Origin of the sequence: Burkholderia sp. BCC1988 (assembly GCF_905339895.1) — a bacterium.
GTDB lineage: Bacteria > Pseudomonadota > Gammaproteobacteria > Burkholderiales > Burkholderiaceae > Burkholderia.
In genome coordinates this window covers 66,088-86,374 of the sequence record NZ_CAJPHA010000021.1, presented here as the reverse complement: position 1 = coordinate 86,374, position 20,287 = coordinate 66,088, and the positions used below count along the sequence as shown (strand labels likewise).

The 20,287-nt window shown below is 68.5% G+C and carries 16 protein-coding genes; 3 read left to right on the top strand and 13 right to left on the bottom strand.

The window, feature by feature from the left end; translation table 11 throughout:
• Positions 1 to 344: 344 nt before the first annotated feature.
• The 7 genes from U4012_RS27035 to U4012_RS27005 form a co-directional block, all read right to left on the bottom strand.
• Positions 345 to 1,535 carry an efflux RND transporter periplasmic adaptor subunit gene (locus U4012_RS27035; protein WP_321802248.1) on the bottom strand — a complete coding sequence of 397 codons (1,191 nt, stop codon included), beginning with the start codon at positions 1,533 to 1,535 and terminating at the stop codon, positions 345 to 347.
• A complete protein-coding gene (locus tag U4012_RS27030) occupies positions 1,535 to 3,448 on the bottom strand; it encodes an efflux transporter outer membrane subunit (protein WP_321802247.1) in 1,914 nt (637 codons plus the stop codon). Before U4012_RS27030 ends, U4012_RS27035 begins: the two co-directional genes overlap by 1 nt.
• Positions 3,449 to 3,468: 20 nt before the next feature.
• The gene (locus U4012_RS27025) at positions 3,469 to 4,407 is read right to left on the bottom strand and encodes a glycosyltransferase family 2 protein (protein WP_321802246.1); all 939 of its coding nucleotides are present in this window, start codon (positions 4,405 to 4,407) and stop codon (positions 3,469 to 3,471) included.
• A 10-nt stretch (positions 4,408 to 4,417) separates the two neighbouring features.
• Positions 4,418 to 6,004, bottom strand: coding sequence for a DHA2 family efflux MFS transporter permease subunit (locus U4012_RS27020; RefSeq protein WP_044844372.1), 1,587 nt, complete (start codon positions 6,002 to 6,004; stop codon positions 4,418 to 4,420).
• Positions 6,001 to 7,284 carry a glycosyltransferase gene (locus tag U4012_RS27015; protein WP_321802245.1) on the bottom strand — a complete coding sequence of 428 codons (1,284 nt, stop codon included), beginning with the start codon at positions 7,282 to 7,284 and terminating at the stop codon, positions 6,001 to 6,003. The genes U4012_RS27020 and U4012_RS27015 overlap by 4 nt, the downstream gene beginning before the upstream one ends.
• Positions 7,285 to 7,301: 17 nt before the next feature.
• Positions 7,302 to 7,871, bottom strand: coding sequence for a methyltransferase family protein (locus U4012_RS27010; RefSeq protein ID WP_124485138.1), 570 nt, complete (start codon positions 7,869 to 7,871; stop codon positions 7,302 to 7,304).
• Between the two features lie 67 nt (positions 7,872 to 7,938).
• A complete protein-coding gene (locus U4012_RS27005) occupies positions 7,939 to 8,841 on the bottom strand; it encodes an alpha/beta hydrolase (RefSeq protein ID WP_321802244.1) in 903 nt (300 codons plus the stop codon).
• 720 nt (positions 8,842 to 9,561) lie between these two features.
• Between U4012_RS27005 and betI the strand changes: the two genes are divergently transcribed.
• The 3 genes from betI to betA are packed head-to-tail and all read left to right on the top strand — an operon-like array spanning position 9,562 to position 13,371.
• Positions 9,562 to 10,146, top strand: coding sequence for a transcriptional regulator BetI (gene betI / locus U4012_RS27000; protein ID WP_044844376.1), 585 nt, complete (start codon positions 9,562 to 9,564; stop codon positions 10,144 to 10,146).
• Positions 10,147 to 10,178: 32 nt separating this feature from the next.
• The gene (betB, locus tag U4012_RS26995; protein WP_044844377.1) at positions 10,179 to 11,648 is read left to right on the top strand and encodes a betaine-aldehyde dehydrogenase; all 1,470 of its coding nucleotides are present in this window, start codon (positions 10,179 to 10,181) and stop codon (positions 11,646 to 11,648) included.
• A 22-nt stretch (positions 11,649 to 11,670) separates the two neighbouring features.
• Positions 11,671 to 13,371, top strand: coding sequence for a choline dehydrogenase (betA, locus tag U4012_RS26990; RefSeq protein ID WP_044844378.1), 1,701 nt, complete (start codon positions 11,671 to 11,673; stop codon positions 13,369 to 13,371).
• An 89-nt stretch (positions 13,372 to 13,460) separates the two neighbouring features.
• Here betA and U4012_RS26985 read toward each other — a convergent pair whose 3' ends face one another.
• From U4012_RS26985 to U4012_RS26960, 6 genes are all read right to left on the bottom strand, one after another.
• A complete protein-coding gene (locus U4012_RS26985) occupies positions 13,461 to 14,579 on the bottom strand; it encodes a hypothetical protein (RefSeq protein ID WP_321802243.1) in 1,119 nt (372 codons plus the stop codon).
• Positions 14,580 to 14,803: 224 nt separating this feature from the next.
• Positions 14,804 to 15,307 (bottom strand): hypothetical protein, encoded by a 504-nt coding sequence (locus U4012_RS26980; RefSeq protein ID WP_044844380.1) that lies wholly within the window; start codon positions 15,305 to 15,307, stop codon positions 14,804 to 14,806.
• Between the two features lie 123 nt (positions 15,308 to 15,430).
• The gene (locus U4012_RS26975) at positions 15,431 to 16,255 is read right to left on the bottom strand and encodes an OmpW/AlkL family protein (RefSeq protein ID WP_321802242.1); all 825 of its coding nucleotides are present in this window, start codon (positions 16,253 to 16,255) and stop codon (positions 15,431 to 15,433) included.
• Between the two features lie 73 nt (positions 16,256 to 16,328).
• On the bottom strand, positions 16,329 to 17,582 hold the full coding sequence (locus tag U4012_RS26970; protein WP_124891668.1) for a DUF2957 domain-containing protein: 1,254 nt from the start codon (positions 17,580 to 17,582) through the stop codon (positions 16,329 to 16,331).
• 71 nt (positions 17,583 to 17,653) lie between these two features.
• On the bottom strand, positions 17,654 to 19,267 hold the full coding sequence (locus tag U4012_RS26965) for a DUF2957 domain-containing protein (RefSeq protein WP_321802241.1): 1,614 nt from the start codon (positions 19,265 to 19,267) through the stop codon (positions 17,654 to 17,656).
• A 622-nt stretch (positions 19,268 to 19,889) separates the two neighbouring features.
• A complete protein-coding gene (locus U4012_RS26960) occupies positions 19,890 to 20,186 on the bottom strand; it encodes a cupin domain-containing protein (RefSeq protein ID WP_321802240.1) in 297 nt (98 codons plus the stop codon).
• Between the last annotated feature and the right edge of the window lie 101 nt (positions 20,187 to 20,287).

Here is a 20,287-nt window from a genome sequence, read left to right as displayed (position 1 = left end):
CGCAACGTGCTGTTCGAGAGTAGTCCCGGAGGTGGGGGCGTCGATGTCTCAAACGCGACACGCGTTTGATCGGTGCCGACATCGGTGGCGGAAATGCGAAAGTCGGGCCGGAAAAGGGGTGCGGGGTGGGGGCTGCAGGAGATGCAGGCCGCGAGGCCGCCGGAGCCGCCGATCGGCGCGAACGACCCGCAATCCGTGCGTTGGTCGGGGGCCTTGATCGGGGCCTTGATCCGGGGCCTTGATCGGAGCCTTGATCCGGGGGCGCCGATCGGGTGCCCTATTCGGGCGCGTTGGTCTGATGCGCCGGTCGGATGCACCGGCCGCCCACCCCGGCCCGCCGCCTGTCACCCGCCCTGATTTTCGCGGACGATCGCGGCAGCAGCCGCTTCCGCGTCGCTCGCGACGCCGTCGTGCACGCGCGTGCTGACGGCCGGCGTCGGCGGTTCGCTGTCGAGCGCATGGCCGTCGCGGTTGCGCGTATCGACCGTCGCGCGCATCGACAGCCCGACCCGCAGCGGATGCGCGTCCAGGTCGCGGGGATCGAGCGCGATCACGACCGGCACGCGCTGCACGACCTTGATCCAGTTGCCGGCCGCGTTCTGCGACGGCAGCATCGAAAACGCGCTGCCGGTTCCGGCCGAGAAGCCCTGCACGCGGCCGCGATAGACGACCCGCGACCCGTACAGGTCCGACACCACGTCGACCGGCTGGCCGACGCGCATGTGACGGATCTGCCCTTCCTTGAAATTCGCCTCGATCCACAGCCGGTTCAACTGCACGATCGACATCAGCGGCACGCCGGGCCCGACTTGCTGGCCCGCCTGCACCGAACGCTGGCCGACCGTGCCGTCGACCGGTGCGACGATCGTCGTGCGCTTCAGGTTCCGGTATGCGAGCTTGAACTGCGCGGCGGCCTGCACGACGGCCGGGCTCTCGTCCACCGGCAGCTTGCTGCCGAGTGCGCGTGCGGCGTCGAGCTGCGCCTGCGCGGCCGCGAGGTTCGCCTGGGCGCCGGCGACGGCCGCGCGGGCGCGCGCCAGTTCCTCCGGCGCGACGATCTCGACCGACGCGCCCGAACGCGCGGCAAGCGCGCGCTGCGCGAGCGACAGGTCGGCCTGGCGCGCGCTCACGGCTGCCACGTACATCGTGTTCGAGATCTTCGCGTTCGCGACCTGCCGCACGGCCTGCGCGAGCTGCGCCTTCGCCTGCGCGAACGCGACGGACGCTTCTGTGTCGTCGAGCCGCACGAGCGTCTGCCCGGCGCGCACGGGCTGCGTATCGGCGACCAGCACGTCGGTCACGGCGCCCGGAACCTGTGCGGCGACCTGCACAATGCTGCCGGCGACGTACGCGTCGTCCGTATCCTCGTAATAGCGGTCGCGTAGCAGCCAGAACGCGATCCAGACGAGCGCGGCGAGCATCACGATCGCGAAGAACAGCATGAAGCGCTTGCGACGCGTCGCGCGACGCGCGTCGAGTGCCGGGTCGTTCAGGGCGGCCGGCTGCGCGGCGGTGTGAAGGTTGTCGTGGTGCATCAGTCGCTTTGCGTAACGATCAGGCGGTCATGCTGGAACAGGGGGAGCGCGGACGCGCGCGTGTCGGCGGCGACGGTGGGGGGCGCGCGGCGCGAGCCGACGCCGACGCCGACGCCGACGCCGACGCTCGTGCTCGTGCTCGTGCTCGTGCTGGAATTTGCGCTGGTGCTGGTGCTCGCGCTCGTACTCGCGCCGGTACTCGCACTCACATTTGCGGCATCGGCAGCCGGACTACGCGGCGCGACCGACACCGCGGGCGGATCGATCCGCGCGGCACGCGGCGCGGCGCCGCTACCTGCCACGGCCGCGCGCCGCGCTTGCGCGCTGCTGTCCGCCGAGCTACCGCGGGCAGCGGCGTTCGCCGTCGCGCCGCGTTTCGTCCGCGCGCCTTGCGCGGTACGCGCCACGGGCATCGCCGCACCCGCGGTCGTTGCGCTCGCATCGAACCCGCCGCCGAGCGCGCCGACCAGCCCGACGCGCAGCGTCCGCTGCCGCCCGAGCAGCGCGATCAGCTGCGCGCGCTCGTCGATCAGCGTGAGGTCCGCGACATCGACATCCTTCTGCATCAACACGCCGCGCCGATGGCGATCGGCCGCGATCTGCACGATCTTCTGCGCGGCGGCGACGGCATCCTGCTGCTGCACGACGAGCGTCTGCGCGGTCTGCAGCGACGTGACGATTTGCGCGACCTGCCCGAGCGCGTCGTCGACGGTCTTGTTGTACAGCCCGATCGCGACGTCGGCCTGCGCGACGTCCGCGCCGAGCTTCGCCTTCAGCCGGCCGCGATCGAACACCGGCAGCGAGACCGCCGGGCCCACGGAGCCGGCGAGCGAATCGCGCGAGAACAGCGACGCGGGCGTCAGCGCGAACACGCCGCCGAGCGCGACGAGGTTCACGTCCGGATAGAACTGCGCGCGCGTCGAATCGGCATTCGCGAACGCGGCTTCGACGCGCAGCCGCGCGGCGACGATGTCGGGCCGGCGGCCGAGCAGATCGGCCGGCAGCCGCGCGGGCAGCGCGCCGCCGGGGAATGCGCCGACGCGCGGCCGCTGCAACGCGAGCCCGCGCTCCGGCCCGCGGCCGGACAGCACGCCCAGCTGCAATTGCGCGAGCTTGATCTGTTCGTCGTTCAGCGCGATCTGTGCGAGCAAGCGGCTGCGCTTGATCGACGCGTCGCTCGCGTCGTACGCGTTGTCGAGGCCGCGCGCGGTGCGCTCGCGCAGCACGGCCGTCACGCGCTGGCTGATCTTCAGCTTCTGCTGCAGCAGGTCGCGCACCGCGTACGCCTCATCGAGCTGGCAATACACGGTGACGATCGCGATCGCGAGCGTGAGCCGCACCTGCTCGGCCTCGACACCGGCCGCGTCGCGCAGCGACATCAGGCTCTTCGTCGCCGCGCGGTTCTTGCCCCACAGGTCGAGCTGGTAGTTCAGCCCGACGAACACCGACGACGGCGACACGACCGGATCGCCGAAGATCTCGACCGGCACGCGATAACCGCCCGCCGTTACGTCGGCGATGTCGCCCGGCTTCGGCATCCGTGCGCGGCTGACCGTCGCGCCGGCCGTGCCGGTCAAGCCCGTCAGCGAATCGAACTGCTGAAGCTGCGACTGCGCGATCCGCAGCCGTGCCTGCGCGACCTGCAGATCCGGATTGTTCTGCGACGCCTCCACGACCAGTTCGTCGAGCTGCGGATCCTGCAGCTGCTTCACCCAGTCGGGCGCGGGCCATGCGCCATCCGCGCCGGGCCCCGCGGTGCGAGCGAGCGCGTCGCCGGCCGGTGCGCGCAGCGACAGCGACGGCAGGAACCCCGACGGCACGCAGCCGCCCAGCGCCAGCAGCGCGGCGACCGCGACGATCGCCCAGCAGCCCTGCCCGCGCCGCGCCGGCCGAGCGGCTCGCGCCGCTTTCATGATGCGTTCCATCGCCACCCTCACCCCTGCTGGACGCGCCGCGCGCGCGCGGCGAGACGCGGCCGCGTGCGCTCGAGCGGACCGAGCCGCCCGAACAGGCCGTCGGCGATGCCGAACGCGATGCCCGCGAGCTTGGCGCGCTTGTCGCGCTCGACGAGCGCGATCTGCACGACCTGCCACACGGTCAGCAGGTTCGGCACGATCGCCACCGGAAAGCGCAACCCGTACTGCATCCCGAGCTGCACCGCATTGCGTGCGCTGTAGTAGCGCCGTTGCCACGAGTGATTCATCGACGTCATTTCGAAAGGGCCGAACGCGTGCCGCTGCTTCGCGCCGATCCGGTGCGGCAGCACCAGCGACGGCACGACGTAGAGCGGCACGTTGCGCGCAAGCGCGCGGAAGCTGTACTCGGTATCGACGTGATCGATGAACAGCGTCTCGTCGAAGCGACCGAGCACGTCGAACGCGGCGCGCGACACGACGCAGCCCGACGAGATCAGGAACGCGCAGCGCTGCGGCGGCGCGTCGGGCGCGAGACGCAGCCGGCGCAACGCGATCCCGTCGGTCGCGAGTTCGGGCAGGAAGCTGCGCGCGTTCTCGTCGAAGATGCGCGGGCCGGCCAGGAACGCGCGCCCCGCGAGCCCCGTGCAGGCGTCGCGCATCGTCGCGAAGTAACCGGCCGGCACCGACGAATCCTGGTCGAACAGCGCGACCGCGTCGACGTCGTCGCGAAACAGCGTCGCGAGCCCCGCGTTGTAGGCGCCCGCGATGCCGCCGCGATTGCCGTGATGCAGCAGCGCGATGCCGTCGCGCGCGCACACGTCGCGAGCGCGCGCATCGGGCTGCGGCGTGTTGTCGACGACCAGCAGCGCGTCGCACGCGTGCCGCCACGCGCCGAGCGCCGCGAGCTGCGCGTCGCTCGGGTGATACAGGATCACGAGTGCGCCGAGTGTCGTCATGCCGCTCTCCTCAATGTCCGAACGAAGCGGCCGCGCCGCGCTTCGGCCGCGTGAGCCACATCATCGCGGCGAGCACGAGGCAGGTCATGCTCGCCATCCAGAACATGTCGCCCGTCGCCATCATGTACGCCTGCTGCATCACGACCTGGTGCAGCGTGGACAGCTCGCGCACGCCGTCCACGCCCATCGCGTTCAGCGTGTGCACGAAGCGCTGCGTGTTCGCCGACGCGTGCGTGACCGATTGCGACACGACGTCGTAGTGATAGGTCGCGCGGTTGTCCCACAGCGTCACGCTCATCGCGGTGCCGAATGCGGCGGACAGCGTGCGCAGGAAGTTCGACAGGCTCGACGCGGCCGCGAGCCGGTCGTCCGGGATGCGCGACAGCGTCGCGGCCGTCAGCGGAATGAAGAAACACGGCAGCCCGATCCCCTGGATCAACCCGGGCGCGGCGATCTGCGCGAACGTCATCTTCAGCGTGAAATGCGCGTCCCATGCGAGCACGGCCGCAAATATCAGGAATCCGAACGTCGCAAGCACACGCGCGTCGAAGCGATGCGCGTGCAGGCCGACGAGAATCGAGAACACCAGCGCGAGCACGCCGAGCGACGCGGTGGCGAGCCCCGCGTGGAACGCGTTGTAGCCCATCACCGCCTGCATCCACAGCGGGAACACGACGCCCACCACCGAGAAGCTCATCATCCCGAGCGAGATGATCAGCACGCAGAACGAGAACGTGCGGTCGCGAAACAGGCTCAGGTCGACGACCGGATGCGCGTCGCCTGCTTCCCAGATCAGCAGCGACACGATCGCGAGCGCCGCGACCACCGCGAGCGTGACGATCAGCGGCGAATCGAACCAGCCCTTGTCGTGACCGAGATCGAGCATCGCCTGCAGCGAACCGACGCCGATCACGAGCAGCACGATGCCCGGCACGTCGATCGGGCCGGCCGCGCCGCGCTGCGCGTCGGGGCGCAGCATCGCGGTGCAGACGGCGAACGAGAACAGCCCGATCGGCAAATTGATCAGGAAGATCCACGGCCACGAGAAGCTGTCGACGATCCAGCCGCCGACCACCGGCCCGAAGATCGGCGCGAGCAGCACCGTCATCGCCCACAGCGCGAGCGCGACCGTGCGCTTGTCCGGCGGGAACGTGCGCAGCAGGATCGTCTGCGACAGCGGCACCATCGGCCCCGAGCACAGCCCCTGCAGCGCGCGGCAGACCACCAGCACGTGCAGGTCGCGCGCGAGCCCGCACAGCAGCGACGTCAGCGTGAACAGCAGCACCGCGCCGACGAACAGCCGCAGCTCGCCGACACGCCGCGCGAGCCAGCCGGTCAGCGGCACCGCGATCGCGGCCGCGACCGAATACGAGCTGATCACCCACGTGCCCTGGCTATTCGACACGCCGAGACTGCCGGAAATCGCCGGCACCGCGACGTTCGTCACGGTCGAGTCGAGCACTTCGATGAAGGTGGCGAGCGACAGCGCGAACGTCAGCAGCGCGAGCCGCGCGCCGCGCACCGGCCGTGCGGCGGCTGCGGGTTCGCGTGCATCGACGGCGGCGGGCGCGTCCTGAAGCGGCGCTGCGGTGCTCATGCGCCCGCCGTCGCGAGGTAGGCCTGCACCCGCGCGCGTCCGTGGTTCGGTGCGAAGCGCTCGATGAAATCGGCGGCGCGCTCGCAGCCGTCCGGCGCCGCATCGATCAGCGCACGCGTGCGTTCCGCATGCACCGCGAATTCCGGCTCATCCAGCACGCGTGCGAGCGCCGCACCGAGACGCGCGCCGTCGACGGGGCCGTCGATGCGCACGCCGGCGCCGCTCGCCGCGACGCGCTGCGCATTGTCGAACTGGTCGTGCGCGAACGGCGTCACGACCTGCGGGATCCCGGCTTCGAACGCGAACGCCGCGGTGCCGATCCCGCCGTGATGCACGAGCGCGCGGCAACGCGGCAGCAGCGCGCGCATCGGCACGAAGCGGCGCACCAGCAGCCGGTCGCCGTCCGGTGCCGCATCGTGCGGGCTCAGCAGGATGCCGCGCGCGCCGGTGGCATGCAGCGCGTCCGCGACCGCGCGTGCATACGCGGCGTGATCGACCCGTGTCGACCCGGCCGTGAACACGACGGACGGCTCACCGGCCGCGAGGAACGCGTCGAGCGCGCGATCGTCGTCGGGCGTCGCGATGTCGTTGAACAGCGGAAAACCGCTTTGCAGATGACCGGCCGGCCAGTCGCGCTGCGCCGGTGCAAACCAGTCGGGAAACAGGCACAGCACGCCGTCGGTCGAATGCAGCCAGCGGCCGAGCACGCGCCGCGCGGGCGCGAGCCCGAGATCGCGGCGCACCGCGTTGAGCGCCGGCCCGCACACGCGGTCGAGCACCTGCCGCTCGATCAGCGTCATCAGCGCCGCCTTCACCGGCAGCGGCCAGCGCGCGGGAATGGTCAGGCGCGGATGCGTCGGCGGCACGTGCGCGGACAGCAGCGTCGACGGCGACACCTGCACCGACACGTACGGCGTGCCGTGCAGCTCCTGCATGAAGCGCGCGGAAAACGCCCACAGCGTGCCGACCAGCACGGTGTCGCGATCGGTCAGCGCGCGCAGCGCGTCGTAGTGCGGACGCAGCACGGGCGCGATCACCTGCCACAGCGTGCGGAACGACGTGCGCGGATCCCACAGCGCCGGGTTCGCCATCGCGGCCTCGTACTCGGCCGCGGTGCCGACCGGCACGAATGCGAAGCCGCAGCGGCGCGCGGCCGCCTCGAACGGCGGATGCGTGCAGAACACGACGTCGTGGCCACGCGTCGCGAGCGCGCGCGCGACGCCGAGCAGCGGATGCACGTCGCCCGCCGAGCCGATCGCGGTCACGATCACCTTCGCCATCGCGCGCCTCGCGGGAGTCAGTAGAAGCCGGGAATCAGCGCCGCGACCTCGCGGCGATACTGCGTGTACGCCGGCCCGAAATGGCCGGTCAGCCAGCTCTCCTCGACGCGCACCTTGTACGCGAGCGACGCGAACACGAGCGCGACGCCGAGCGCGCCGCGCCACTCGCCGCCGATCAGCGCGGCGCCGGCCAGCGCGATCAGGCAGCCGGTGTAGATCGGATGACGCACGAGGCCGTACGGCCCGGTGCGAACGAGTTCGTGGTTTTCCTTCAGCGTGACGGACACGCTCCAGTTCGTGCCGAGATGCAGCCGCGCCCACACGGAGAACAGCAGCCCCGCGACGAGCACCGCGAGCCCGCATTGCGCCTGCAGGCCGAAGCGCTGCCAGTCGGGCACGAGCGCCTGCCACGACGGATCGGGCAGGATGATCAGCGCGCCGCCGACGATCAGCGGAATCGACTGCAGCGTGCGCGAGCGCGACGCCTCCTTGCGCACGGTCGTCTTCACGGCCTGCGACGTCGCGATCCAGTAGGCGAGCCAGATGGCCCACGGAGCGACGATGGCGATGGTCTGAACGATATTCACGGCTGGCCTGCCTCGTGTGGATGAGAATTCGGATGCACCCGGCGTGCCCGGTGCGCGACGTGCTGCGTTACGACGACAGCGCCGGCATCGGCGCTGGCACGCACGCATGCGCGGCGCCGAGCGCGATGCTCGCGGCAACGGGCGGCGCGTCGCAGAAGTAGCCGAGCAGCGCCGCCCGCGTGGCTTCGCGCTGCGCGCGGCCTTCGATGTCGAGGAAATGGCCGGCGTCGGGAATCGTCGCGAAGCGTGCGCGCGGCACGTGCGCGGCCAGCTGGCGAACGTCGGCCGGCGTCGTGTATTCGTCGCGCTCGCCGTTCAGGAACAGCAGCTCGCAGCCGATGTTCGAGAACTCGCTCAGGTAGCGCTCCGGCTGCAGAGACAGGATCTGGTCGACGTGGAACGCGACCTGGTCCTGCTCGTCGCGCGGCAGCCGCGTCAGATACCGGTAGTTGTACAGCTTCATGATGCGCGGCAGGTAGCGGCCGACCGTATCGTTCAGCAGCTGCGCGGCCTTCAGGTTCTCGCCGGCCGCGATGTGGTCGCGGGCGCGCGTCACGTAGTCGACCATCGCGTCGTTCAGGAACGGCGAGAACGAGCAGATCGCCGCGCGCCGCACGCTCGGGCAGCCGCGCGCGAGCGCGAACAGCGATGCGACGCCGCCCCACGATACCGACACGAGGAACGCGGGCGCGAAACGCTCGACCAGATGCTGGAGGATCGCGGCCTCGTCGTCCTTGGTCAGGATGAAGCAGCCGGGGTTGTGCTGGCGCGACTGCCCCGCGTACGGCAGGTCGAAGCAGATCGTGTTCATCCGCTCGCCGAGATACTGGACGGTCTGCCCGAACGAGGCGGTCGTCGCGAGCGCGCCGTTGACGAGCATCGCCGTGTCGAACGACGGATCGAACACGTTCCGTTCGACGTAGACCTTCAGACCATTCGGTAGCGGGACCACGTATTTTTCGGTCGGCATCGTCGTTCTCCGGTGGATGCGGCGTCTCGGCGTCGCGGCATGCTGCAGGTGCGCAATGGCGGGCGCCGGCCCTGTCGCGGTCGTTGGCCGCGCCCATTGCCGACGCACCGCGGGAATAACCCGCGGCGCCGATTCATTCCTTGTGGTGCGGCGCCATACTAATACGGGCAATATTACTTACTCAAGTCATTCCAACGATCCCCTCTACTCCACCTGGAAATACGCATGATTCGAATATTTTTGGCATTTTTTATGGTATGCGGAATCGATAAGAAGGTGTCGGCAATCGTTTGCCAGCACGCCATCAACCAACCGCACAACCCAATAATTTCCTTTAAATTCAAATGGATAATGAGTTTAAATCGATCGATTGAAACGAATTTTCAGAAATTCTGGTTAGCGGTGCCGGGCATTCGAATTTCCGGATTTACGAGAATTTCACACAGCTCGACATTCTTTCGATCAGTAATAAATCAAATACGGAAACATTCGCGACCATTGCACCGTCTTTACCGAAACCGTTTTAAACAAACTTCAAATTATTTAACCACCTTTCAATCGGTTTTTCCGCACCTGCACAATCGCGGCGGCATCATCGGCTTGGTTTCCTCCACCCTCCCATCTACCGTCGGACCCCGATTTTTTATTGATTGAACGGTCAATAAAAAACCGCTAAGCTCTCGGCTTCCAGGAACGGCCCGTCCGGGCGAAGGAGTCGCGATGCCGAAAGTCGGAATGCGGGAGATTCGTCGCGCGCAGTTGATCGACGCGACGCTGCGCTCGATCGACGAAGCCGGCCTGCCCGGCACGACGCTCGCCTCGGTCGCGCAGCGCGCGAACATCTCGACGGGGATCGTCAGCCACTACTTCGGCGACAAGGACGGCCTGCTCGAAGCCACGATGCGGCACGTGCTGCGCGATCTGTGGGCGGCCACCACGCGCCGCCGCGTCGCCGCCCGCAAGGACCCGCGCTCCCGGCTGCGCGCGATCGCCGCCGCGAACTTCGACGTCACGCAGGTCAGCACGCCCGTGATGAAGACCTGGCTCGCGTTCTGGTCGCAGAGCATGCACGACGCGATGCTCAAGCGCCTGCAGCACGTGAACACGCGGCGCCTCCATTCGAACCTGTGCGCGGAATTCGCCAAGGCGCTGCCGCGCGCGAAAGCACGGGAAGCCGCCAGCGGCCTCGCCGCGCTGATCGACGGCCTGTGGCTGCGCGGCGCGCTCGCCGGCGGCCCGATCGACACCCGGGCTGCACTGAAGCTCACCCACGATTACATCGACCTGCTGCTCGCGTCCGACTGACGCGTCGCGCACTCGCCCTCAAGGAGATCCTCATGTCCGTATACGGTTTGCAGCGCCTCTACATCGGCGGCGGTTACGTCGACGCCACCAGCGGCAAGACTTTCGACACCTTCGATCCCGCCACCGGCGAACTGCTCGCGCAGGTGCAGCAGGCGAGCGCGGCCGACGTCGACCGCGCGGTCGCATCGGCGCAGGAAGGCCAGCGCGAATGGGCCGCGATGACCGCGATGCAGCGCTCGCGCATCCTCCGGCGCGCGGTCGACCTGCTGCGCGAACGCAACGACGAACTCGCGGCGATCGAGACGCGCGACACCGGCAAGCCGATCGGCGAGACGCTCGCGGTCGACATCGTCACCGGCGCGGACGTGATCGAGTACTACGCGGGCCTCGCGACCGCGATCGAAGGGCTGCAGGTGCCGCTGCGCGCCGAGTCGTTCGTCTATACGCGCCGCGAGCCGCTCGGCGTGTGCGCGGGCATCGGCGCATGGAACTACCCGATCCAGATCGCCTGCTGGAAGACCGCACCCGCGCTCGCGGCCGGCAACGCGATGGTGTTCAAGCCGAGCGAAGTCACGCCGCTCACCGCGCTGAAGCTCGCGGAAATCTATACGGAAGCCGGCGTGCCGGCCGGCGTGTTCAACGTCGTGCAGGGCGACGGTTCGGTCGGCGCGCTGCTGACCGGCCATCCGGACATCGCGAAGGTGTCGTTTACCGGCGGCGTCGAGACCGGCAAGAAGGTGATGTCGCTGGCCGGCGCATCGTCGCTGAAGGAAGTGACGATGGAGCTCGGCGGCAAGTCGCCGCTGATCGTGTTCGAGGATGCCGACCTCGACCGCGCGGCCGACATCGCGGTCACCGCCAACTTCTTCAGCTCGGGCCAGGTCTGCACCAACGGCACGCGCGTGTTCGTGCACGGCTCGGTGAAGGACGCGTTCACGCAGAAGGTGCTCGAACGCGTGAAGCGCATCCGCGTCGGCAAGCCGACCGATGCCGACACCAACTTCGGCCCGCTCGTGTCGGCCGCGCAGCTCGACAAGGTGCTCGGCTTCATCGAGAGCGGCAAGGCCGAAGGCGCGAAGCTGCTCGCGGGCGGCACGCGCCTGACCGACGGCCACTTCGGCAACGGCCAGTACGTCGCGCCGACCGTGTTCGGCGACTGCCGCGACGACATGAAGATCGTGCGCGAGGAGATTTTCGGGCCGGTGATGAGCATCCTCGAATTCGCATCGGAAGACGAAGTGATCGCCCGCGCGAACGACACGCACTACGGCCTCGCGGCCGGCGTCGTGACCGAGAACCTGTCGCGCGCGCACCGTACGATCCACCGCCTCGAAGCCGGCATCTGCTGGATCAACACGTGGGGCGAATCGCCGGCCGAGATGCCGGTTGGCGGATACAAGCAATCTGGTGTCGGACGCGAGAACGGCATCACGACGCTCGAACACTACACTCGAATCAAGTCGGTACAGGTCGAGCTCGGCCGTTACAACCCGGTGTTTTGAGAACGAGAGGAGATTCCCCGTCATGACGACACGCGAATACGACTACATCATCTGCGGCGCGGGCTCCGCGGGCAACGTGCTCGCGACGCGCCTGACGGAAGATCCGAATGTCACGGTGCTGCTGCTCGAAGCGGGCGGCCCCGACTACCGCTTCGACTTCCGTACGCAGATGCCGGCGGCGCTCGCCTATCCGCTGCAGGGCCGTCGCTACAACTGGGCCTACGAGACCGACCCCGAGCCGCACATGGACAACCGCCGGATGGAATGCGGCCGCGGCAAGGGGCTCGGCGGCTCGTCGCTGATCAACGGGATGTGCTACATCCGCGGCAACGCGCTTGACTACGACAACTGGTCGACGCACAAGGGGCTCGAGAACTGGACCTATCTCGACTGCCTGCCGTACTTCAAGAAGGCCGAGACGCGCGACGTCGGCCCGAACGATTACCACGGCGGCGACGGCCCCGTGTCGGTCACGACCAGCAAGCCGGGCGTGAATCCGCTGTTCGAGGCGATGGTCGATGCGGGCGTGCAGGCCGGTTATCCGCGCACCGACGACCTGAACGGTTATCAGCAGGAAGGGTTCGGCCCGATGGACCGCACCGTCACGCCGAAGGGCCGCCGCGCGAGCACCGCGCGCGGCTACCTCGACCAGGCGCGCGCGCGGCCGAACCTCGAGATCGTCACGCACGCGCTCGCCGATCGCATCCTGTTCGACGGCAAGCGCGCATCGGGCGTCACGTACCTGCGCGGCAGCGAGCGCGCGACCGCGCATGCGCGCCGCGAAGTGCTCGTGTGCAGCGGCGCGATCGCATCGCCGCAACTGCTGCAGCGCTCGGGCGTCGGCCCCGGCGCGTGGCTGAAGGAACTCGACATCCCCGTCGTGCTCGACCTGCCCGGCGTCGGCCAGAACCTGCAGGATCACCTGGAGATGTACATCCAGTACGAGTGCAAGGAGCCGGTGTCGCTGTATCCGGCGCTCAAGTGGTGGAACCAGCCGAAGATCGGCCTCGAATGGATGCTGAACGGCACCGGCCTCGGCGCGACCAACCACTTCGAGGCGGGCGGCTTCATCCGCACGCGCGACGACGACCTGTGGCCGAACATCCAGTATCACTTCCTGCCCGTCGCGATCAACTACAACGGCTCGAACGCGATCGAGATGCACGGTTTCCAGGCGCACGTCGGTTCGATGCGTTCGCCGAGCCGCGGCCGCGTGAAGCTGCGCTCGCGCGACCCGAACGATCATCCGAGCATCCTGTTCAACTACATGGCCGAAGCGCTCGACTGGCGCGAGTTCCGCGATGCGATCCGCGCGACGCGCGAGATCATGCGGCAGCCCGCGCTCGACCGCTATCGTGGCCGCGAGCTGAACCCGGGCGCCGATTGCAAGACCGACAAGGAACTCGACGCATTCGTGCGGGCCCGCGCTGAAACCGCGTTCCATCCGTCGTGCTCGTGCAAGATGGGTTACGACGACATGGCCGTGGTCGACGAGGAAGGCCGCGTGCACGGGCTCGACGGGCTGCGCGTGGTCGACGCGTCGATCATGCCGATCATCACGACCGGCAACCTGAACGCGCCGACGATCATGATCGCGGAGAAGATCGCCGACAAGATCCGCGGACGCAAGCCGCTCGCGCGTGTCGACGTGCCTTACTTCGTCGCGAACGGCGCGATGGCGCGCAATGTCGCGAAGGCGGTGCGGCAGCCGGAAACAGCATAACCGCGGGCGTAACCGCGCAAGCGCCCTCCCCGGGGCGCAGCAGCAACCTGCACGGCTCGCGGCGTTCTCGCCGCGAGCCGTTTTTCATTTCATCGGGCGCGCTCGCCGCCCGTATTGAACCGCGTGGTCGCAGCCGCCCTCGGCCGCACGCGTTTCGCGCGCACGATCGGATTCGATCGCGACGTCAGGCTCATCGCGCCGCGCAAGCGATCGAACGCGACATTCTCCGTCGGTCCGAAGCGGCCGACCGCCGGCCACGCGAGCGCTTCATCGATCCACGTCTGCCACGCGTCGCCGTGAAAGCGGCGCGCGAATTCGCGCACGATGCCCGGCGCCGCGATCACGATGCCCGCCAGCAGGTAATACGCCCAGAAGCTGCCCGCGCCGACGAGCCGGTCGAGACGGCATACGGACACCGCCGCGAGCAGACCGTCCATCGACGCGAGATCGGTGCGCCGTTCGCGAATCGCGCGCGCAACGAGGTTGTGCCGACCGCCGTACGCAGCGAAGGACACCCCGTTGCCGGCGGCAAGCTCCGCGCAGAACATCGCGAGCGCGGCCATCTCGTCGACGCGCGCGGCATCGTCGCGCGGCCCGCAGACGCGCAGCACGATTGCGTCGATGATCGCCCCGGGCCGGGCCGACGGCGCCACGCAGGCCGCCGCGACGCCCGCGCGTCGTTCTCTCAGGTTCTTCGCGGGCGGTGCTTCGCCGTTCGCGGATGGTTCCCGTACTTCGTGCTCGCCGCCATCGCCGCCGCCGGGTTCGACACCGCCGGCAATCCGCTCTAGCGCGGCCCAGCCGTCGTCGGGATCGTCGAAAGCCCATGCATCGACGAAGCCGTGCGCCGACTCGAATACCGCGCGCGATCCGCGGCAGCGTCGCTCGGCATCCGCGAGCTGTGCCGTGTCGGGAACGTGCAGGCACGCGCCGAGCGGATCGCTCGCGTCGCATGCGCAGCCGCCGCCATCCGTTGCAATCCACGGCGCGAGTTCGTGCAGGACGACGATCGCTTCGTGCGACAGGTTCGCACCGGCTCGCCCGCGGGCCGCGCGCGCCGGCAGGACGGCCGGTGCATCGGCGTCGACCGTCGCCACGCAAACCGCTTCGTTCAGGTGTTCGATCAGGTACTGCAGCCACGCGGCCGTGCGCAGCCGGTCGAGCGTCGCACCGCGGGCATCGCCATACTTCGCTGGGTCGGTAAGCATCGGGGGTCCGAAATGGTTGTCTTGTGTCGGTCGAAGCAGGCGGCACGATGCGCCGCACCGGCCCCCTGCACGGCCGCCGGCCTCGGATCGCGAGGCCGGCGGCCCGCCGGCCGTCGCGCCGCTACGCGCGACGACGCGGATGCATCGCGAAACCGGAACGCCCGCCCGCGCATTCCTGCACGGCCCTCATTCATGGCGGGCGTCCGGCCTCGATCAGGTGCCGCTTACTGCACGTGGAACTTCGGCGACGTGGCAACCGTGCCGCTGACCGTACAGTCCGGCGTCAGCACCGCGTTGTTGAACGTCAGCGACGAGTTCGGATCGCTCCACGTCGTCACGATCTTGCTCGGCCCGCAGGTACCGAGCAGCGTCACGGTCACCTTCGCGTTGTTGATCGTCAGTTGCGTCGTGCTGTCGGCCTGCCCCGTCCACGGTGCCGCGCTGGTCGCGCTGCCGCTGATCAGGCCGCACGTCGCGCCGCCCGCGAACGTCGTCGACGTGATGTTGACGATGCCCGTCGAGCTGATCGTGCCGTTGAACGTCGCGTTGCAGCTCGCGTTGATCGCCCCCTTGGCCAGGACCGTGAGGCCCGTCGCGGAGAACGGTTCCCCGTTCGGGTTCATCGCGTGCCCGTCGACGCGCGAAACGGTCACGGCGAAAGCAGGCGCGGCCGAAACCACGGTGAATGCCACTGCAGCAACAAGCGATACGAGTTTGCGAATGCTCATTTGAACTGCCCCCTCTCTCTTCACAAATGGCGGCACGCCGCCAGGAACGCGACACGCCGGCCGGATTCGCCCGGCCGCGCGGTCGCAGGAAGCCGCCGGCGTGCGCGATGCACGCCGGACGGCTCAGAACCTGTAGGAAACACCGACGAACGTGATCAGCGGGTCCGCCTTCAGCCGCGTGCGCGTGGTCGCGAGCGTCGAGCCGTCGGCGGCCTTGATCACGAGCGACGAGTAGGTCTTCAGCGGCATGTAGGTCAGCGTCGCCGTGAGCCCCCAGTGCTTGTCGATCGCATAGCTCGCGCCGACGTTGTAGACCGGCGTGAACGACGACGACGCCTTGCCCTCCACCGACGTCGGCCCCGGCTTGCCGGCGCCGGCCGCGAGCACGCTGCCGAGGTTCTCGTTGATGTCCTTCGCGAAGTTGCCGTTCAGTTCGATGTTGCTGAACCAGCTGTAGGCCACGCCGATCCCGACGAACGGACGGAACTTCGCGGTCGGCGCATTGAAGTAGTACTGCAGAATGATCGTCGGGCTCCATTGCCGTGCGTTCTTCACGGCCGGCTGGTTCGCCGGCTTGTCCATGTCGACGTTGCCGAGCGAACCGGCCGGACCGGGCGGCCTGATCACGCCGTGCCCGGTCAGCGTGAACTCGGGCGGCACGCCGAGCACCGACGTCACCGCGATGTGGTCGGCGAAGAAGTGCGTGAGCGTGAGGCCGACCGTATCGGCGTTGTTGACCGTCAGGCTCGTGCCCGGCGACGTGAACGATCCGGGCAGCCGCAGCGGCCCGTTGATCGGCATGCTCGCGAGGTTCGTCGTCAGCCCGTTGGTCGAATCCTGCGGCATGATGTGCAACCAGCCCAGCGTCGCGACGTTGTCGCCCGCCTGCTGGGCCGATGCGAGCGTCGACACGCCTGCGACGACACCCGCGACAATCAGCTTCTTCATCAAGTCTCCCCCTCATTCCGTCAGGGCACCGCGCCGTTGCGCGCGGCACCGCCGTGTCTCCATCCATGCGCGGTTACTGCACGAACGCACCGACCGTGAAGTACGGATTGCGCGTATCGGCCATGTCGAGGAACCCGAACACGCCGCCGGTGAACACGAACTTGCCGGTCGCCGGCCCCGACGCCGCGTCCGCGTGCACGGTCGTCACGACGCCCGGCACCTTCTGCGTGTAATCGAGGTTCAGCGCGCGCGTGAGCGCGGCCTGCGATGCGTTGAACGGATCGAGCAGCGTCGCCTGCGCACCGACGAGCGCGGTCGCGCGGTAGTTGAACGCGCTGTCGACGCCCGTGTACTCGCCGTTCTGCGAGCCCTGCGCGATCGCCGCCTGCGGGCTCAGGAACGAGATGCCCGACTCGTCGTCGGCGCTCGGCGGGCCCTGCGTGAGGTCCGCGTTCGCGGCGCCCGTGCGGATGAAAACCGGCACGAGCTGGTTGCGCAGCTTGCCGACGATCAGGATCCCCTTGCCGGCCTTCGCCGGATCGAGCGCGGCGAGCGTCGGCGCAATCTGCGGCTGGTAGTTCAGCGACTGGAACGCCGGGGCGTCCGCGCGCAGCGTGAATGGCTGGTTCACGGTCGCGCTCGACGCGAGCGGCTGGCCGCCGTTCTTCTTGCCGAAGTTGTCGGTCTCGACATAGCTGCCGTCCGCGTGGATCGTCACCTGCTGGTCGAGCGCCACCGGCTGGAAGTTCTGCGACGGCACCTGGTGGTAGCCGAGCTGGTTGTACGTGCCGGCGATCTTCGACAGATCGGTTTCGAGCGACGAGAAGCTGATGAACGGGTAGTACGGGAATGTCGTCTTCGGAATCCTGCCGACACCGATCACGCCGTCGAACTGGATCGTCGCGCCGGGAATCGCGCCGCCCAGCACACCTTCACCAAGGAACAGGCGCGCCGGACGGCTCGGGTCGAGGCTCGCGTTCTGCATCCGGAACGTGCACTGGTTCAGCTTCACGGTCGGCAGGCCCGTTTCGTCGGCCAGCGTGCCGTCGACGACGTTGGCCGGCGCGGTGTCGCGCGTCGGTTGCACGGTGCCGGTGGTGGTCGGCACCGGCGAGGCGAGGTAGGTCATCCGGTACGTCATCTTCGTCGTGTCGAGCTGCACCTTCACGAGTTCGCCCGAACCGGAGCCGCCGACGAACACCGTGCCGTAGTCGATGGCCTGCGGGCAAAGCCGGACCACCGGTGCGGGCGGCGGGTCGCCATCACCGCCGCAGGCAGCCAGCGCGGGCGCGAGCGACGCCGCGGCCATCCAATGCTTCACATTCATAGGAATCCTCTCGAATTTCGATTCGCCGGCGGCGACGCGTGCGCCGCCGGTGTTCCGGGTTCAGTCCGCGGTTACTGGACGAACGCGCCGACCGTGAAGAACGGATTGACCTTGCTGTCGTTGACGACCATCGCGTACACGTTGCCGGCCGTCACGAGCCAGCCCGTGTCACCCTTGCCGAAGATCGCCACGTTGCCGTTCGCCCCCTTCGCGTTGAAGTCCTGCGAGGCCGTGACCTTGATCTTGCCGGGCGTCGCCTGCGTGTAGTCGAGCGCGAACTGCGACGTGACCGACGACGTCTGCGGATCGATGAACGCCGCGGTGGCGCCCTGGAACAGCGTCGACGTATAGTTCGCGGCCATCGTCGACACGGCGGTGCCGTCGTTGCAGCTGCCGGCCTGCGCCAGGAAGAAAGTGCCGTCGAAGGTGCCGGGCAGATCCGGATGCGGGACGTTGTTGTTGAAGCTCGGCCCCGACGTCGCGATCGCGAACGTCGCGGTGCTGGGTGCCACGACGCCGCACGCGGACGCGCTCGTTGCGCCGATGAACCCGCCTTTCAGCGAATTCGCGCCGACGGCCGTGGTCCGCGACAGCATCGAGATCCCCACCTCGGCATCGGCCACCGATGCCAGCAGGTTGCTCGCGTCGATATGCGTGTAGCCCACGCGAATCACGATCGGCACCAGCACGCCGTTCAGCTTGCCGACGATCATGATGCCCTTCGCCTGACTCGGCGCGACGATGACGATTGCCGAGCCCTGCCCCGCGAACGGATAGATGAGGTTTCCGCCCACCTTCGCCACCGGGTGGCTGACGAACACGTTGTCGGGCGAACCGTCCGTATTCTTGCGCAACGTCCACGGCGTCCCGGTGGTCTGGCACGAGTAGTCGCTGCCCGCCGTGATGGTGCACGAGCCGTCGGCATTGAACGTCTGGTTCCAGTTGACGACATCGGGTTGCCAGCCGACGGCGCCCGTGCTGCTCTGCGCGCTGCCGCCGACCGGCGACAGGTGGATGCCGAGTTCGTTGTAGTTGCCGGCGACCTTCGAGAAGTCGGTTTCGGTGTCGGTGAAGCCGATGAACGGATAGAAATCGAAGGTGCGCGACGGCACGGTGCCGAGCACGACGCCCGGGAACGGCTCGAGACCGGCGAACGCGATCGTCGCGCCCGGAATCCCGCCGCCGACCACCCCGTTGCCGACGAACAGCATCGGCGGGTCCGCGCGATTGATCGTCACCGCATACGCGCCGTCGCTCGTCGCGCCGCTGTCGAGCACGAACGCGCAGCGGTTCTGCTCGGCGGTCGGCAGATTGGCCGGATGGTGGAACGCGCCGCTGATCGTCAGGCCCGCACGCGTGTCGTTGACCTGCCCCGCCGACGTCGGCACCGACGACTCGATGAACTGCATCTGATACGTCAGCTTCGTCGTGTCGAACTTCACCTTCACGTATTCGCCGCTGCCGGCGCCGCCCGTGTAGGTCGTCGTGTAGTCGAGCGAATCCGGACACAGCTTCTTCACGACGGGCGGCGTCGTCTCGGCGCCGCTCGGCCCGCATGCGCTGCCCGAGCACTGCGGCACGTTGATCGGGCCCGGATCGTCGCCGCCGCCGCAACCGGCGACGAACGGCAGCGCCAGCACGGCGCACGACAGGATCGCCTTCCGCCATTCAGGAATGCAAAGCATCAACCCCTCCTTTTGAGGTACGACAAGTCTCGTCCGGACGGGCTGCGTGGCCCGCCGGTTGGTATCGCGCCGCCGCGACGGCGCGCGGCGCATGACGATGCGCGCAATGCGCGCCGCGTTGCCGGTCGGGCAAAGGTGATCAGGACCGCCGCGGCAGGCAAGCGCTCTCCGGCGGCGCCGTCATGCGGCACGGCACCGTCGGAGCAATCGAAACGGGAAGTGGAGCGTCGCTACAGCGGCAACGCGATGTGATGACGCAGGCACGCGACTGGCGTCGCGCCCGCATCCGGCGAAAAGCAGTAAAACGGCCGTCCGGCCGGCCCCTCGGAAAGGCGTCTCATGGTGTGGTCTCCATACGTACGCTTGATTCGTTATCGTGATGCGTCGTTGGTCGAGACTATGATCGGACGATACGCACAAGTAAATGGATGCAGAGTTCCAAACGCGCCGAACCGCGCACGCCTAGTGCGAGCAGGGCGTTTGACAATTTTTCAAACGGCCTTCATTTTATTTGCTCAGACAAATACCGGGGCTGTACAACGCGCGTTCGAATAAGGGCGGCCGACCCGCGCCAGGCCCGGCGTGCGGGCCTCAGGCGGGCCGCGCGCACGAGGGCGCACGCTCACACGTCGATGATCGCAAGCGTGCCGTGGCTGCCCGGCAGCACCGCGTGACGTGTGCCGGCGAGCGCGAGATACATCTGTCCGGCCTCGACCACGACCGTCTGCGCGTCGACCTCGAGCATCAGCCTGCCGTCGAGCACAAGCAGGCCCTCGTTGTAATCGTGCACTTCGGCTTCGTACGGCTGCGCGTCCATGCGCAGCACCTTGATCCGGGCCGGGCCGACTTCGCCGACGATCGTGGATTGCCATGCGACGGCCTGGGCCGCCGCGACGGACTTGAAATCGATCAAAGACATGCGCACCGCTCCTGGGACGTGAGAGGAACGCATTATCGCGAGCGCGGCGCACGCCGTCCCGGTACGGCGCGGCGTCGACCGGGCAGCACAGTCGTGCCGGC